The 16,482-nt window shown below is 35.8% G+C and carries 17 protein-coding genes; 12 read left to right on the forward strand and 5 right to left on the reverse strand.

What is annotated here, in order from left to right:
* Window positions 1-6 precede the first annotated feature (6 nt).
* A complete protein-coding gene (gene surE, locus RHP76_RS15140) occupies window positions 7-795 on the reverse strand; it encodes a 5'/3'-nucleotidase SurE (RefSeq protein ID WP_062672842.1) in 789 nt (262 codons plus the stop codon).
* A 366-nt stretch (window positions 796-1,161) separates the two neighbouring features.
* The gene (locus RHP76_RS15145; protein ID WP_110008970.1) at window positions 1,162-1,332 is read right to left on the reverse strand and encodes a lmo0937 family membrane protein; all 171 of its coding nucleotides are present in this window, start codon (window positions 1,330-1,332) and stop codon (window positions 1,162-1,164) included.
* Window positions 1,333-1,676: 344 nt separating this feature from the next.
* Here RHP76_RS15145 and RHP76_RS15150 point away from each other — a divergent pair, with 344 nt between their 5' ends.
* Window positions 1,677-3,806, forward strand: coding sequence for a carboxy terminal-processing peptidase (locus RHP76_RS15150; RefSeq protein ID WP_120232329.1), 2,130 nt, complete (start codon window positions 1,677-1,679; stop codon window positions 3,804-3,806).
* Window positions 3,807-3,862: 56 nt separating this feature from the next.
* Here RHP76_RS15150 and RHP76_RS15155 read toward each other — a convergent pair whose 3' ends face one another.
* Window positions 3,863-4,366: a superoxide dismutase family protein gene (locus tag RHP76_RS15155; RefSeq protein WP_062672846.1), complete on the reverse strand. Its 504-nt coding sequence runs from the start codon at window positions 4,364-4,366 to the stop codon at window positions 3,863-3,865.
* Window positions 4,367-4,607: 241 nt separating this feature from the next.
* Between RHP76_RS15155 and RHP76_RS15160 the strand changes: the two genes are divergently transcribed.
* The 10 genes from RHP76_RS15160 to RHP76_RS15205 all read left to right on the forward strand — a co-directional run bounded on the left by RHP76_RS15160 (window position 4,608) and on the right by RHP76_RS15205 (window position 13,190).
* The gene (locus RHP76_RS15160) at window positions 4,608-5,255 is read left to right on the forward strand and encodes a 4'-phosphopantetheinyl transferase family protein (protein ID WP_311228506.1); all 648 of its coding nucleotides are present in this window, start codon (window positions 4,608-4,610) and stop codon (window positions 5,253-5,255) included.
* Between the two features lie 91 nt (window positions 5,256-5,346).
* Window positions 5,347-6,249, forward strand: coding sequence for an AraC family transcriptional regulator (locus tag RHP76_RS15165; RefSeq protein ID WP_311228507.1), 903 nt, complete (start codon window positions 5,347-5,349; stop codon window positions 6,247-6,249).
* Between the two features lie 93 nt (window positions 6,250-6,342).
* The gene (locus RHP76_RS15170) at window positions 6,343-8,589 is read left to right on the forward strand and encodes a TonB-dependent receptor (RefSeq protein WP_311228508.1); all 2,247 of its coding nucleotides are present in this window, start codon (window positions 6,343-6,345) and stop codon (window positions 8,587-8,589) included.
* 51 nt (window positions 8,590-8,640) lie between these two features.
* On the forward strand, window positions 8,641-9,300 hold the full coding sequence (locus RHP76_RS15175) for a hypothetical protein (RefSeq protein ID WP_311228509.1): 660 nt from the start codon (window positions 8,641-8,643) through the stop codon (window positions 9,298-9,300).
* Between the two features lie 139 nt (window positions 9,301-9,439).
* The gene (locus RHP76_RS15180; RefSeq protein ID WP_062672857.1) at window positions 9,440-10,753 is read left to right on the forward strand and encodes a 2TM domain-containing protein; all 1,314 of its coding nucleotides are present in this window, start codon (window positions 9,440-9,442) and stop codon (window positions 10,751-10,753) included.
* A 4-nt stretch (window positions 10,754-10,757) separates the two neighbouring features.
* Window positions 10,758-11,063, forward strand: a complete 306-nt coding sequence (locus tag RHP76_RS15185; protein WP_123278714.1) for a 2TM domain-containing protein — start codon at window positions 10,758-10,760, stop codon at window positions 11,061-11,063.
* A 46-nt stretch (window positions 11,064-11,109) separates the two neighbouring features.
* Entirely contained in the window at window positions 11,110-11,664 is a 555-nt protein-coding gene (locus tag RHP76_RS15190) for a methyltransferase family protein (protein WP_311228510.1), read from the forward strand.
* A 122-nt stretch (window positions 11,665-11,786) separates the two neighbouring features.
* Window positions 11,787-12,083, forward strand: a complete 297-nt coding sequence (locus RHP76_RS15195; RefSeq protein ID WP_120232336.1) for a 2TM domain-containing protein — start codon at window positions 11,787-11,789, stop codon at window positions 12,081-12,083.
* 26 nt (window positions 12,084-12,109) lie between these two features.
* Window positions 12,110-12,385, forward strand: coding sequence for a 2TM domain-containing protein (locus RHP76_RS15200; protein WP_311228511.1), 276 nt, complete (start codon window positions 12,110-12,112; stop codon window positions 12,383-12,385).
* Between the two features lie 61 nt (window positions 12,386-12,446).
* Window positions 12,447-13,190, forward strand: coding sequence for a LytR/AlgR family response regulator transcription factor (locus RHP76_RS15205; protein ID WP_311228512.1), 744 nt, complete (start codon window positions 12,447-12,449; stop codon window positions 13,188-13,190).
* A 91-nt stretch (window positions 13,191-13,281) separates the two neighbouring features.
* Here RHP76_RS15205 and RHP76_RS15210 read toward each other — a convergent pair whose 3' ends face one another.
* Both RHP76_RS15210 and RHP76_RS15215 read right to left on the reverse strand, forming a co-directional pair.
* Window positions 13,282-14,508 carry a DUF6051 family protein gene (locus RHP76_RS15210; RefSeq protein ID WP_311228513.1) on the reverse strand — a complete coding sequence of 409 codons (1,227 nt, stop codon included), beginning with the start codon at window positions 14,506-14,508 and terminating at the stop codon, window positions 13,282-13,284.
* A 211-nt stretch (window positions 14,509-14,719) separates the two neighbouring features.
* Complete coding sequence (locus RHP76_RS15215; protein WP_062672870.1) at window positions 14,720-15,616, reverse strand: hypothetical protein; 897 nt, start codon at window positions 15,614-15,616, stop codon at window positions 14,720-14,722.
* A gap of 114 nt (window positions 15,617-15,730) precedes the next feature.
* Between RHP76_RS15215 and RHP76_RS15220 the strand changes: the two genes are divergently transcribed.
* Entirely contained in the window at window positions 15,731-16,468 is a 738-nt protein-coding gene (locus tag RHP76_RS15220; protein ID WP_311228514.1) for a glycine-rich domain-containing protein, read from the forward strand.
* Window positions 16,469-16,482 lie beyond the last annotated feature (14 nt).

Consider the following 16,482-nt stretch of genomic DNA (forward strand, 5'->3'; position numbering starts at 1 on the left):
TTCTTGTTATTTTACTTCTTTTACATCTTCAAAAGTCATCACTTCTTCCAATGTTTTCATGTATTCATAAGCTGTAAGGTCAAACTTTACCGGAACAATAGAAATATATCCATTGGCCAATGCTGTTTCATCAGCATCTTCAGAATCATCCATATTGTTGAAATAACCTGTCAGCCAGTAATATTTTTTACCATGAGGATTTACTCTCTCATCAAAGCTTTCTTCCCATTTGGCATTGGCCTGTTTACAGACTTTTACTCCTTTAATCTCTTCCGCCGGAAGTTTAGGAATATTTACGTTCAGTACAACTCCTTTTGGCATTGGGTTTTCCAATGTTCTTCTTACAATATTCTGAATAAATTCTTTAGCCTGAGTGAAATCTGCTTCCCAGCTGAAATCCAGTAATGAGAATCCAATGGCAGGAATTCCTTCTACACCTGCTTCTACTGCAGCCGACATGGTCCCTGAATAGATTACATTGATAGAAGAATTTGCCCCGTGATTGATTCCTGAAACCACAATATCGGGTCTTCTGGTCAGGATTTTATCAAGAGCCATTTTTACACAGTCAACAGGAGTTCCGCTACAGGAAAAATCTGTCTGCGGGCCATCCAGAGTAACTTCTTCGTAGCTTAGGGTAGAATTAATGGTAATAGCGTGGCCTTTTCCACTTTGAGGAGAATTGGGGGCAACAACCACTACTTCTCCGATTTCATTCATAAAATTTACAAGATTTCTGATACCAGGAGCTGTAATTCCGTCGTCATTAGTCACCAGAATAAGTGGTCTTTCCATAAATTATCTTTAATTTTTTATTTAAACAGAGTGAGTTTGTTCATTTTCAGAATTGAACAAATAGATTTTCAACACATCAAATGTAGGTAAAAATCAGACGCCATAAAATACCAGATTGGGATTGGCTGTTGTGAAATAGAAATAAAATCCTTCTGCTTTTGCTTCAGAGAGTGAAGATCAATGCACCGATAAAGAAAAATGCCAGAAGCAGAATATCTGACTAAAATGAAGGAATTTTAATATGAATTTTAGTTCATCAAACTCAGAATTTTACAGGTGCCTCCCATGAAAATCTCTTGTTATCCTGTGAAGAACACCTGTAAAGCCTGATAATTTTAATGTTAAGTGGTCGTACAAAATAATAAACTAGTCGAGAGGTTTTCTACCGGAGATGATATTATAAAGAATAACAATAATAGCAATAACCAGTAAAACGTGAATTAAATAACCTGTGCTCATTCCGGGAACGACTCCTAGCATTCCCAATAGCCAAACAACGATGCAGATGACTGCTACTAACCATAATAAACTTTTCATGACTTAATATTTTGAATTTGTATGGTTAATTCTCTGCATATTTTATGCCTTTATGGCTAAAAATTGATTTTTGTGGTATGTGTTTTCTGTTTTTAGATTAAAAATTAAAAATTTAGGTTTGTTTGAAAAAAAGGATTGATCTGTATCACTTTATAACGAAACTGTCTGATAATAGGAAATGGCTCATACTGTCCTGATTATTTGTAAATCTCTTTAAATAAAAATGATCAAAACTGTCGATATTTGTAAATAAGGTATTAAATTTGATCATTTGTAACAGTACCAAACTTACTGCTACTAATTACTATACTTATTTTAAAAAAATTAATAAATAAAGACAGTTTATGTGGAAAAATTTCAAACTGAATAAATTTTTACTCCTGATTCCATTAACCAGTCTAATGTTTTGTTTCAACTCGCCACAGAATGACGATGAAAAGATGCAGACAATAATGGTGAGCGTAAAAAACACACTTTCTTATCTGCATTATAGCCCGAAATCTATCAATGATGCCTATTCGAAGGACGTTTATAAGCATTATTTCGAATTGGTAGATCCAGCGAAAAGATATTTTCTGCAATCTGATATGGATGAATTCAGCAAGCATGAAACAAAGCTTGATGACTATATCGGACAAGGTGATCTTACATTCTATAAGCTTACCATTGACAGACTTTACCAGAGAGTGGATGAGATTGATAAAATCACACAGGATATCTTCAGCAAGCCCATCAATCTTCAGGAAGATGAAACGCTTACTCTTGAGCCCAAACTAAAAAAAGTACCTGCCAACAAACAGGAACAGTATAATGAGTGGAAAAAATTCATCAAATACAACATCCTCCAGGAAGTTGAGTCGATGAACAGCAAAGAAGAAGCTCAGAAAGAAAAGAAAGACTCTGTTCAGAAATATAAACTGAAAGATACGATCAAGTTTAAGCCACTTACTCAGGACGAGAAGATCAAAAAAGCGACTGATGAGGTAAAAGACCTTGTAAAAGATACTTTCACGAGATTCAAAAAGAGAAAGAAAATGGATTGGTTTACCGTGTATATGAATGCGTATACTGAAGTATTTGATCCGCACACCAACTATTATTCTCCAAAAGATAAAGAAGATTTTGATACCCAGTTCACCGGAAAAGTAATTGGTATCGGAGCCCTGATCCAGGAGAAAAAAGGAAACCTTTACTTAGGAGCACTTACCATTGGTGCACCGGCATGGAAATCCAAGCAGCTTTCAGAAGGAGATAAAATCCTGAAAGTAAGATCAAAGCCGAAAGAAGATGCTGTAAATGTGGTAGGAATGCTTTCTGATGAAGCGGTAAGACTGATCAGAGGTGAAAAAGGAACTCCGGTAACCTTAACTGTTCAGAAAAAAGATGGTTCCATTAAAGATGTAACCATGATCCGTGAAGAAGTTGCTATCGAAGATACATTTGCAAGAAGTATTGTAGTGAATGCTCCAAATGGTAAGAAATACGGTTTCATCAACCTGCCAAGCTTTAATGCTGATTTTGAAAACGCCAAAGGAAGAAATGCTTCTGATGATATCAAAAATGAAATCATTAAGCTTAAAGAACAGAACATTCAGGGAATCATTCTTGACCTTAGAAATAATGGTGGAGGTTCTTTAACTGAAGTAGGAGATATTATGGGACTTTTCATGGAAGCTGGTCCTTATGTTCAGGTAAAAGACGGAAACGGAAAAATACAGACGCTTAAGAACAAAAATGAAACTCCAATCTGGACAGGTCCGTTGGTTATTATGCAAAACGAACTTTCGGCTTCAGCTTCAGAAATCCTTGCAGGAGTAATGCAGGATTATGGTAGAGCGATGATTATCGGATCTCCACAATCTTTCGGAAAAGGAACCGTGCAGACTTTTGTGGATCTGAACAGATTCCTGAATACAGAAGATGATTTCGGATCTTTAAAACTGACGATCCAGAAATTCTACAGAATTACCGGAGAATCTACCCAGAGAAAAGGAATTGTTTCTGATATCCAGATGAAAGACTTCTTTACGTATGCTGAAGTAGGAGAGCGATATGATGATTATGCATTGGCCTGGGATAAAATTCCACCTACAAAATTCCAGAAACTGAACTATTTCAATATCCAGGCTCTGGAGAAGGCAAGTGCAGACAGAATGGCTAAAAACAGCAATTATCAGTTGCTATTAGAATCTGCTCAGTGGAGAGAAAAACTGGATAAAGAAGAAAATATCACATTGAATATTACAAAATTTAATGAGCTGATGAAGAACAGAAAATCTCAGATTGAAAAGTTCAAGGCTTTGACAAAATTTGAAAACGGTCTTCAGTTTATCATGTATCCAAGTGAAATTGAAAGAGAGAAAAAAGACGAAGCTTTCAAGAAAAAATCTGAAATGTGGATCAAGAATCTGAAAAAAGATCTTTACCTGCAGGAAGCAATGAATATTGTATCAGACATGGGAGCTAAATCCTAAACATAAAAAAACCGCTAATTATAAAGATTAGCGGTTTTTTTATTGAATAAAGTAGATTACTTAATTTCTACACATCCCACTCTTCCTCCTGCATTTCCGGTAGGCTGAGTATGGAAATCATCTGCAGCAGCGTGTACAATAAGACCTTTTCCGATGATGTTCTTAGACTCGTCTGTACAGCCCAGACACCATTTGTCTGTCTTGAAAGTCAATGTCGCCGTTCCGTTCTGATCAGCAACCAGGTTTCCTATATCTCCCATATGGAAATGTTCGGCACCCCATTTACCATGATCATTCTTCGAAGGATTCCAGTGGCCGCCAGTAGAAGTTCCGTCTGCAGCTGAGCAGTCACCTTTTTCATGAATGTGTACGGCATGGATTCCAGGAGTAAGGTTGGTGATGTCAAGCTTCATTGTTACTTCATTTCCATTTTGAGTAAACTTCGCTGTTCCCCCTGTCTGTGTTCCGCTTTTGGCATTTACAGAATAGGTTTTTGTGGTTCCGCATGAAACGGCAAAAACTGCAAATCCCGCCAATAATGCTAATGTTTGTACTTTCATTTGTTAAATGATTTATAGTGATTTTACGATAAATTTAAAAAAGATTTTCCAAAGCGCTTTATGATCTCACTCTTTTTTAAAAAACTGGTTTAAATAATTACTGGCATAAAGCATCTTTTAACTTTAAATTCCAAAATCTTGAGATGAATAATATGTTGTTTAAAAAGAGATGAAAAAAAGCTTTATTTTAGTCGTTAAAAAGTCATTTTATCAAGCCTTCATAGTTGGAAACCAATAGAAAATGATCATTCTTTATACATTCATCAGCGAAGAAAAACATCAGTCACGTTTAGATAGATTTCTGCCTGCTTTTTCTCAGGAGGTTAATCAGAATATCCTGCGATACAGAAGATGGCAGGATGTGCAGCTTTCTTTACTGGGAAAGGTGCTTTTACAATATGGTCTGAAAACGTATTATAATATTTCTGATGTAGAAACAGGAGTTCTTCCCAATAAAAAGCCTTACTTAAAAGACCATCATCTTCATTTTAATATATCGCATTCCAAAGAGCTTGCGGTCTGTGCTATTGCAGAATATCCTTTGGGAATAGATGTTGAATTCAGAGATCCGAAGATCAATTATCAGGATTTTATATTTCAGATGACGGCCAAAGAGCTTCAGAAAATTCATGATGCTGAGGATAAAACGAAAGAATTCTTCACTTATTGGGCAAGAAAGGAAGCTGTAATAAAGGCTCATGGAGCAGGGCTGATGCTTCCGCTGGATTCTTTTGAAGTGGTCAATAACGAATGCAGGATTGAAGAAGAAAAGTTCTTTACCAGAGAAATTTTTATTCATGAAGATTATCAGGGGTATATTGCATCTTCAGATCAGAAAGTTAAACAAGATGTTCTTTTATTTAAACGTTTTGAAGAGGAGATCTCGTGACAAAAAAAGCAAAATGACTTCCAGACAATAGCAATAAAAGACAACAGACTTTCATTCCGGACAAATATCTTTGTAAACTAATAATTTTGAAGTGGAAGAATATAAAAAACGGATTGTAAAAACAATTCAATATATTGATAACCATATTGATGCGGAGCTGTCTCTGGAAAAAGTTTCAGAGATATGTGCCTATTCACCTTTTCATTTTCACAGAATATTTAAGCTGGTTACAGGAGAAACCCTTCAGAATTATATTATCAGAAAGAAAATAGAGAAAAGTGCTCTTCATTTAGCAGTTCATAAAAATATGGAGATCAAGGAGATCTATTGGGATCTTGGTTTCTCCAATCATTCTGTTTTCTGCAAAACATTCAAAAAATATTACGGTCTCGCGCCCACAGAATTTCGCAGATCAGCACCGGAAGAATTTCACAGGATTTTACAAACACAAAGCAAGAACGGACAAGTTGAGACTGTTTTCAGCCAATACATTTGCAATATTGAAAACCTGTTAAACTGGACTAGAATGAATTTGAAAATCGAAATAAAAGAAATGCCGGAAATGAATCTGGCATCCATTATGAGCCTTGGAATGGCCAACGTAGAACCTTCTTTTAATATCCTGATAGACTGGGCAAAAAAGAAAAACCTGTTTCCGCGGCAAAATCTTAAAATGATTTCTGTATATCATGACAGCTGTAAAATCACACCTCTCGATAAAGTCAGAATTCACGCCTGTATGCTTTTGGATGAAAAACTGCAGCAACAGGAGGGAGAAGTATTTTCAGAAACGTTAGAAGGCGGAAAGTACATTGTAGGAAGCGGAGAGGTGACATTGGATGATTTTGAACAATGCTGGGTTTCTCTGTTCTTATGGATGAACGAAAACAACTACGCCATGAGAAGAACTTTTCCTTATGAAATCTATCACTCCAATTTTAAAGAACATCCGGAAGGGAAGATGATCGTGGATTTTTGCATTCCGGTTCATTAATTACCATTCGGGAGCAAAAGAATGCCTTTCAGTAATAATTTTTTTACAGAAAGGTATTTCTCATGCTATTTTTGATTCCAGAAAACAATAAAAATGAAAACACCAGGACAAAACATACTGTTTCTGATTCTTCTTCTCACTTCCATTATGGGATATTCCCAGGTGAAAATATCGGGGAAAGTATCCTTTAAAAACAAAGGAGTCGCCGAAGTAAATGTAACGCTCAAAGACACCTATGATGGGGCTACAACAGATGCTCAGGGTAATTTTACCTTTGAAACTTCAGAAAAAGGAGCTCATACAATTACTTTTACCCACCCGAAATATGAAAATGTAGAAAGATCAGTTTCTATTGAAAATCAAGATATATCTTTGAATATTGATCTTAAAGAACAGATCAGTGAGATTGATGCAGTAGTAGTTTCTGCAGGATCTATTGAAGCCAGTGATAAAAAAAGAGCAACAGCATTACTCACTCCCATTGATATTTATACAACGGCAGGAGCAGACGGACAGATTTCTTCAGCATTGACTTATCTTCCGGGAGTACAGAAAGTAGGAGGAACAGAAGGTTTATTCATCCGTGGAGGTACCGGAACGGAATCTAAAATCTTTATGGACGGAAGTCTTATCAATAATTATTTTTCTAATTCTGTTCCGGGAATAGCGGGGAGAGATCAGTTCAATACTTCACTTTTTAAAGGAAATGTTTTCTCAAGTGGTGGCTATTCTGCATTGTACGGGCAGGCTCTTTCGGGAGCATTGATGCTGGAAAGTGTAGATCTTCCGGAAGAAACCTCCTATAACTTTGGGATTTCACCTATTTTTCTGAGTGCAGGATTTCAAAAGTTAGGAGATAATAAAAACTATTCCTATGGTGCTACAGCAGGATATTCTCTTTTAAGTCTGATGCAGAAGGTCTTAAATTTTAATACAGACTTTGTAGAAGCTCCCCAAGGTCTTAACGGAGATCTGAATTTCAGATTTAAAACAAAATCAGGAGGCTTTTTCAAATATTACGGAATGTTCAATTCCAATAAAATGGGCGTGAGATCAGAAAGTCTTAAACCCGGATCCGATTTCAGTCTGGTAAAGCTTAATGGTAAAAATACATTTCACAACCTTTCTTTTAAACAGAAATTCGGAAAATATCTTTTGAATATTGGAGGTTCTTATTCCTATAACAGATCGGATCTTCATTTTTCTACAGAAACCAATGATGTTGAATCCAACAGAAGCCAGCTTCTGACTGATGGAAACTATGTGAACTTCAAAGCAGTTCTTGAAAGAAAGATCAACAGAATCAGTGCCTTAAGAGGAGGAGTTGAACTGAATAATACCGATGAAAATCTGAATTTTGAAACGGTACGGAAACATTATAAAGATTTGATCTCCTCTGCTTTTGTAGAAACTGATCTTGGCTTCAGCAATGCTTTGTCAGCGAAAATAGGGGTGAGAGCAGAACATTCTTCATTTTTGGGGAAGGATAATATTGCACCTCGTTTTGCAATTGCTTACCGCCTTGCAAAAGACTGGACCACTTCGTTAGCATACGGACTTTTTTATCAGAATCCGGAAAGTAAATACATCAATGGACCTGCCAATCTTGGCTTCCAGAAATCCCAGCATTATATTTTCCAGGTTCAGAGAGCTTCAGAGGGCAGAACTTTACGTTTTGAGGCATTTTACAAGAAATATGACCAGTTGATTAAGACGTTCAATATTACCCAGGACAAAGAGCAAAATCAGCAGATTCAAACTGCTTTAAACAATGATGGCTACGGATATGCAAAAGGACTGGAATTCTTCTGGAGAGATAATAAAAAGACATTTGAAAATATCGATTACTGGATCAGCTACTCTTATCTGGATTCAAAAAGAGATTTCCTGAATTATCCAGTAAGCCTGCAGCCGAGTTTTGCAGCAGAACATACCCTTTCAGCAGTCGCAAAAAGATTTATTCCTGAATGGAAGCTTGGGGTCAATTTATCATATACTTACGCAAAAGGACGGCCTTATTATGACATTGCCTCCACATTTAAAGATGGAAAAGCTGTAAATTTTATCAGGAATGAAGGAAGACTTAAGGATTACAACGCATTGAATTTCAGCGTCAATTATCTTCCGAATATCGGTAAAAAAGATGCAAAAGCTTTTCCGGTATTTGTATTGAGTATTAGCAATATTTTAGGATCAAAGAATATTTATGGCTATAATTTTTCAGCCAATGGCTCCAGAAGCTCTGCAATTGTTCCGCCTGTCAATACTTTTGTTTTCATAGGAGCGTTTATAAGCTTTGGAGTAGACAAAACAGATGATGCCATCAATAATAATTTATAAAAAACATATCTTAGAACAAACAAACATAACTCACTTTTAAAATTTGATATCATGAAAAAATACCTTTTAAGTTTTGCTTTAGCTTTTGTGAGCTTAACAGCTTTTGCACAGGCAGATTATGACAAAATAATGTCTGAAAAAATAGCCAGAATTGAAACCTGCAAAACCTCAGAAGATTTCCAGGCTCTTGCAAATGATTTCCAGAGAATAGGAAGTAAAGAAAGTACAAAATGGCTTCCGGCTTACTATGCCGCATTTTCTTATATCCAAAAAGGAAGAACCCTGATGAGAGACGGAAAAATGCAGGAATTGGATGGTATTGCAGATCAGGCAGAGAAAAGTCTTTCATTGGCTCAGAATCTTGCAGGAATTGATAATGCAGAAATTCACCTGTTGAGAAAAATGTCTTATTCTCTCAGAATGATGGTAAATCCTGCCCAGCGTTATATGACAGATGGAGCAAGAGCTGCTGAGGAACTTAATATTGCAGAAAAATTAGACCCGGCAAACCCAAGAATTGCGCTTATCAAAGCAGAAGATGTCTATTTTACTCCCGAACAGTATGGAGGAAGCAAAACCAAAGGATTGGAAATGTTTAAAGATGCTCAGGCAAAGTTTAAAGCCTACAAACCCAAAACAGTTTTGGACCCTAACTGGGGAAAAGGAGAAGCAGACTATTTCTTAAGCTTACCGGCAGAAAAAATAAAATAGCTTTTTCTATATTTCAAATTAATCAACCTTCATTCGTGAAGGTTTTTTTATACCATTCGGAAAGAAAAATCAGCCCTTCGGTAACAATTAATTTTTGATACCTTTAATAAAAACTAATTTTGAGTCAAGAAAACAGATCATGAAACGGAAAAACTTTATTGTACTATTCTGGGTATCGCTTGCTGTCTCCATGTTTTTCTTTTTTGTCTTTACAGAAGAGAAGAATCTTGAAAACTTTTTATATACCCTGCTTATCTCTTTTATTTATTCTTTTGTATTGGGAGGAGGAAACGGGCTATTGAACAGTTTTCTGAATAAAAAGGTCCCATGGTCTGAGGCTACAACCAAAAGAGCGGTTATCAGTATTATTTCAATTATTGTCGCCAATTTTGTACTGGTCTATTTCTGCAATTATGTCAATTTTGTACTTATTCAAAAAGCAGCTACTACAGAAGAGTTTTTCCTTGGAAAATATAATTTCCTCAATTGGTTTACCATCAATATAGCATTGTTGATATCCGCTTTCCTTCATGCCAGAAGTTTCATGGAAGAGCTGAAGAAAACTTCCCGAAAAGAAGTGGTGGAACAGAAGCTTATCGCCAAATCTGCAAATGCCCAGTTTGAAAGTTTAAAGAACCAGCTGGATCCACATTTCCTTTTCAACTCATTGAATGTTTTAAGCTCGTTGATTGATGAAAATCCTCGTCAAGCACAAAAGTTTACTGCTTCAATGTCAAAGATTTACCGATATGTACTTGAACAAAAAGATAAAGAACTGGTAACAGTAGAAGACGAGATAGAATTTGCAAAAACCTATTGTGAACTTTTGAAAACAAGATTTGAAGACAGTGTGGATTTTACCTTTGATGTTGCTAAAGAGGATTATCAGAAATATGTAGTTCCACTGGCTTTGCAGCTCTTGCTGGAAAATTGTATCAAACACAATTTTGCCACATCATCAAAACCTCTGATCATCAGAATTTTTTCAGACGGAAATACGCTCTGCATTGAAAATAATCTTCAGGTAAGAGAGCAGATCAAAGAAAGCTCAGGAATTGGTCTGGCCAATATTGTACAGCGTTATTCCCTTATTACAGAGCGAAATGTCTTCATCGAAAAATCTGAAGATCATTTTAAAGTAAAACTTCCAATGCTCGTGGCTAAACCACAAGTTTCCATATCAAAACCTGAAGATGATTCTGCAGCTTACCAACGGGCACAAAAAAGAGTAAAAGAGATTAAGAGTTTTTATATGAACCTTATTTCTTACTGTACGGTAAGTGCCTTTTTAATCTTTATTAATCTTTTTACGAGCAGCAGAAATCATTGGTTCTGGTTTCCTGTACTGGGATGGGGAATAGGCGTTGCTTCTCATGCATTTCAGGTGTTTGGAGTAGGTGAATCCTGGCAGGAAAAGAAGATTCGTGAAATTATGAACAAACAAAAAAAATAGAACCATGAGAACATTTGACGAAAACAATATTGAATATCAACAAGCAAGAAGACAGGTAGAAAGACTGCGTGGGTTTTACGGACATGTATTCGCTTATATAGCAGTAAATGCTCTGATTGTTGTCTATAATTGTATGCACCTGAAACCTGGTGAAAGTTATTTTCAGTTTAAAAACTTTTTCACAGCAACTTTTTGGGGAATAGGACTTGCGGCACATGCAGTTACCGTTTTTCTGCCCCGTGTTAATTTTATCAAGAAATGGGAAGATAAGAAGATCAAAGAACTGATGGATAAGCAGAAAGAGCATTAGAGAAACTATCTTTTTAAAAATACTTTTAATCTTAATTTTATTGAAAATGAATGCTTTATCAACTTTGTTTTATATTTCAATGGCAGCCTGGTTTCTTACAGAATTCCTTTACAAAAACATGTTGAAATCTGGCAAAGAAGATCAAAAAAACAAGGATAAATCAACTCTGAATATCCTATGGCTGGCCATTCCTTTTTCCATTGCAAGTGCAGTATTTGTGTCTTATCAGACTCATTTTCCAATAATTGACGGTATCTGGATTTTATATCTGGGTGAACTTTTTATCGTTATAGGGATTATTGTAAGATACATGATCATCAGGTCATTGGGAAAATATTTTACAGTAGATGTAACCATAAGACAGGATCATAAAATCAAAAAAGAAGGATTTTATAAATATCTGAGACATCCTTCCTATGCTTTTTCCCTGTTAACTTCTTTTGGCCTCGGTTTGTATCTCAATAACTGGCTTTCATTAGTCTTTGCTTTAGCCTTTGCCTACAGAATAAAAATTGAAGAACAGACGCTGATAGAACAGTTCGGGGATGAATATATTGAATACAGAAAAAGAACCAAAAAATTGATCCCTTTTATCTATTAATGGCAGGTTTTTACAATTCAGACAGCATAATCTACCATTCGGTCACATAAAATTGATTCATGGCACTTTCGTGAGCTACCTTTGATTCAAGAAAAAACAAATCAACCTTTAAACAAATCATTATGGAAATTTTACCAGACAAAGAAACAATTGCTTACAGAAAAGCTTCAAGAAGAGTGAAAGACCTGAAAGAATTTTATGGAAACCTTACCTCGTACTGTATCGTTATTCCTTTTTTAGCAATACTGAACATTGTAACTGCTCCCGGATATTTATGGTTTTTATGGCCTGCACTGGGATGGGGAGTAGGAATTGCATTTCATGCCATAAGCGTATTCGGAATTGGTAAAAGCTGGGAAGAAAGAAAAATCAGAGAACTGATGGAGAAGGATGAAAAACAGAAAATAAAAACACTTTAAACAATAACTTAAAAACTTATAATATCATGGATTACGATACTGCCCACACAAGAACCAACAATATCAGAAAATTCTATAAAAGCCTTTTTATATTTGCCTTATTTGCCGTTCTGATCATTCCGGATGATATTTTTGGAGAAAAGATGATTAGCTTTCATTGGTTTGACCGATATATCATCCTTGGAATTTGGGCATTTATCATTCTGGTAAAAGCTGCAAAACTTTTTCTTTTTGATTCCGAATGGGAAAGAGATATGATTGAAAAAGAACTCAAAAAAGAGAAAAAGCGAATAGATTATTAAAATTTGTCAGCTTTTATCTAACTTTATTTCCCGAAAATCTGAAAACCAAAATTAAAGATCAATGATCAAAACTGTCATCATAGAAGACGAAAAACCTGCTTCAAGGAAATTAGAAAGAATGTTGAATAACTTTCCTGAAATAGAGATAGTTGCCAAAATAGAATCAGTAGAAGAAGGAGTTGCCTGGTTTTCTGAAAATGAGCATCCGCAGCTGATCTTTTCAGATATCGTTTTGGGTGACGGACTGTCTTTTGATATCTTTGAAAAAGTACCTACAAAAGGTTTCATTATCTATACAACAGCCTTTGACCAATATACGCTGAAAGCTTTTAAACTGAACAGCATTGATTATCTTTTAAAACCCATTCTTGATGAAGACCTGGAAGTAGCAGTGGAGAAATTTAAATCATTTATTCCAGCCAATGACACTAATGGTTCTCAGGATATTAAACAGTTAATCCGAAAAGAAAAGTCTACGCTTTCCAGAGTTCTGGTGAAAATAGGCTACAACCTTAAGATTATACAGACTCATGAAATAAGCTGTTTTTTCAGTGAAAATAAAATCGTTTATCTTCAGACGGAAGATCGTACCTATCCATCAGATTTTACACTTGATGAGCTGGAAGATGTACTCGATGAGAAAAAGTTTTTCCGGGTGAACAGGCAATTTATTATCAGTTCGGATTATATCAAAAATATCCATACTTCGCCTTACTATAAAGTGGACCTTGAGTTTCAGCCTGAAGAAGAAATAACGGTCAGCAGAGACCGTGTGAAAGATTTTAAAGACTGGCTGGTCAGTTGATAAAGATTAACTTAAAAACAAACACCATGGATCTTATTCTATTTATTTTTAAACTATTTCTCTCTCTATTTTATCCCTGAAAAATTAATCATCAGGCATTATAGAAATCACTGGCAGATTGTACAAACTGGTGGAATGCGTCGGTAACTTCTTTTGAATGCTTGTGGGTAAGCGGAAATGGAACCATATGGGAATATTCAAACGGGAAATCTTTGATTTCAATATCTACATTGATGTTCCTGTAGCCACCCTGCAGCGTATTGAGTGCTTCTATCGGAGGAGCAACACTGTCTTTCTCTAATACATAAGCCTTGATCTGAGATTGGATTTCCTGAATTCTTTCTTCTCTTTCCTTCTGGAAATAATTGTAGCGGAGCATTTTTTTGAACCAGCTTTCCTGTGGATGCAATGCTTCATTCTGATAATGTTTCAGACGTGAATCTGACTTAAAATCAGAGCTCAGCAATTCCGTAAAAACAGACTGCATTTTAACTGTTGCCTGAGTATCCATGATGTATTTGGATATCGGAAACATCCTGTCAATCGTCATTCCACCACAAAAGCAAAACACTTTTGATCGGGTAAAATAATGTTGAGGATCTGCCATTTTGATAATTAAAGCAAGAAATGATCCTATAGAATACCCAAATAAATCCAGATCTGCTTCTGGAGAAATACCCTTGATTTTGCCCTTTTTAATATCTTTTACCACTTCTGTAATATCAGAATAAGTCTGTAGCCCGGACCAGAATATTCTTTGCGGATGCGCTTCCAGTCTGGAACTTATCGCAGCATTTACATAGGAATAATTCATGTTTTCCGGATACTTTTTTTTCCTGAAATTAACCACTTCCATCATGTGACGGCGGTCACTCCAGATAGGTTCTGCTCGATCCATATGAAACGCAATAGGGAACAGTATGATGGCCTTTTGTGTTTTTTGGGCCAATTCATACGCCCATGGCAGGTATTTATCCCATTTCTTTTCATTCAGTCCATGGAAAAAAAACAAAGCTCCTTCGGCTGTTTCTATATCTGCCCGCTTCAGGATATGATATTCAAATCTTTTATTGCATTCAATATCAAAATCTTTGATGTCTACAGCAGGTAGGTTGTACAAGAGATAACCATTTTTGTTGATTTCTAGGGTTTGCTGATGTTTGTTGCACTGTTGTTTCTTTGAGCCATAAAGCAGATCACATACCTTGGATTCAAAAGGAATTGATTCAATGCTTACATTCAGTTCCTGAAGTTCAGCCCTGTCTTTTCCGGAATCAAAATGATTTTTCAAAACTTCATACAATTCATAATATTCCATAGCAAGACGATTGAAGGGTTTATATTTAGAACCATCAAGTTAGAGAATTATTGCGGTAATGAATTGATTTTTAAGGTTTAAATATATTCCAGGCATAAGAGAAATACAATAAACCCCGAAATAGTCTTATTCCGGGGCCATGATATAGAGATTGATGATGATGTTTATTGTTAAATTATTTTTTTGTCCGATAATCTTTATTTTTTTTTAACTATCTGTAATCTATTCTGTTAGATTCGGTATCTTCAAGTTGTTTAACAATTGATTCAGGTATTTCGTCACTGTCAATGGGAAAACTGATGGAATCAGAAATGAAGTTTTTTCTGTCCGCTTTTCTGAAGATTTCAAATAAAGCAATCGGCTCCTGATTGAAACTAATGCAGGTGCTTATAAAGTGGATTTCGTGGAGTTTATAGTCCGGGTTCTTAAGTTTTTCTTTAATATCCTTTATCCTTGAAATGAAATGTCTCTGACGAATAAAAGTATTGCTGTTCATGATGATGAAAACATAATCAGAATAGGCGGTTACTTTTCCAAAGTATTTGTGATGATCACCACCGCTTCTTTCAATAAAATATTCTCCTGTGGTTTCCGACTTATAAATTTCCATGGCAGAACGCCATATGCGGTCTTCTTTTGCCATCAAAGGATTATCGGGCAGATTTCTGTTATAAGAATACCAGCACCCTACTAAACGGTCTAAAAGAGCGGTATTCATATTGGTATTATTAATATCAATCCTTAGATCATTAAAATTGAATGCTTCCGTATTTGAATTTATGAAATCTATGTAATTGGAATATCCCAAAACTTTGACAATTAAACTCAGTTTAGCAAGGTTGGGTCTGCTTAAAACCGCATTCTCGTTCTGTTTGAATTTTTTCAGTTTATTGATGATCAGATGCTCATACAGATAATTTGTTCCCAGAATATCAGGTTCTTTTTTTATCTCTTTTTCTGAATGATCATTGATAATCAGTTCATTTAGTTCAGCGCTTATATAAGACCATTCGGTTTTGGTCACATCTTCCCAATGGTTTTTCTTTAAAAATTGCCGGCTTAAGAAATTCATCAGTTTCTCAAGATGCAGGATATCTTCCTTTTTCATGGTGTTTATTTGTAAGACTAATTTAAGATTTTTATCAAACTAAAAAAGATTTTTGAAAGACTTTTATATTGTATAATCCATTGATATTTGAGTAGAAAAACAAAAATCAAAACAATGGAAACAAAAATGCTATTACAAGATGAGTCTCTTTGGAACAGGATACAGGAATTTTCTCTGGATGCTCCGGGAGTTGATTTCCCTTTTTCAAAAAAGCTGGCCATAGAAGAACGCTGGAGTCTTGATTTCGCAAGAAAAGCAATTGAAGAATACAAAAAGTTCGTGTATCTCTGCTGTATTCTTCCCCACGGAGCTTCTCCCAGTAACATCGTTGACAAGGTTTGGCATATGCATCTGATTTATACGCAGAATTATTGGGAGGAATTCTGTCCCCATATCTTAAAAAGACCGCTTCATCATCATCCTTCCGAAGGAGGCTCTGCGGAAAAAGAAAGACATCAGAACTGGTTTGAAGATACTTTAACAAGTTATCGGCAGATATTCCGGCAGGAAGCACCAGAAGAAATCTGGAGAGAGCGTAAGAAAAAGTCAAAAGTACAATTTTGGCTTAAAAAAATGGCCTTCTTTGCTCCCATATTTGTGTTACTGCTTTTATTTTCGTGTACAGAAGGAGATAGCTTTTCAGGGTTAATGGTTACTGGAGTTGTATTCGGGATTATTTTCATTCTGGGAACGATCGTTTCAATCATAGGAGATCAGGAGGTTTCTGACCCTAACAGAAAAGATAAGCAAAATAATGATGGAGGAAGTTGTGGTTGCTCAAGCTGCAGCGGAGGAGGTGGTTGTGGAGGAGGCTGCGGTGGTTGCGGTGGATGCGGAGGCTGTGGAGGATAATAAAATTCATCATT

Source organism: Chryseobacterium sp. SG20098 (assembly GCF_031844745.1).
GTDB classification, from domain to species: domain Bacteria; phylum Bacteroidota; class Bacteroidia; order Flavobacteriales; family Weeksellaceae; genus Chryseobacterium; species Chryseobacterium cucumeris.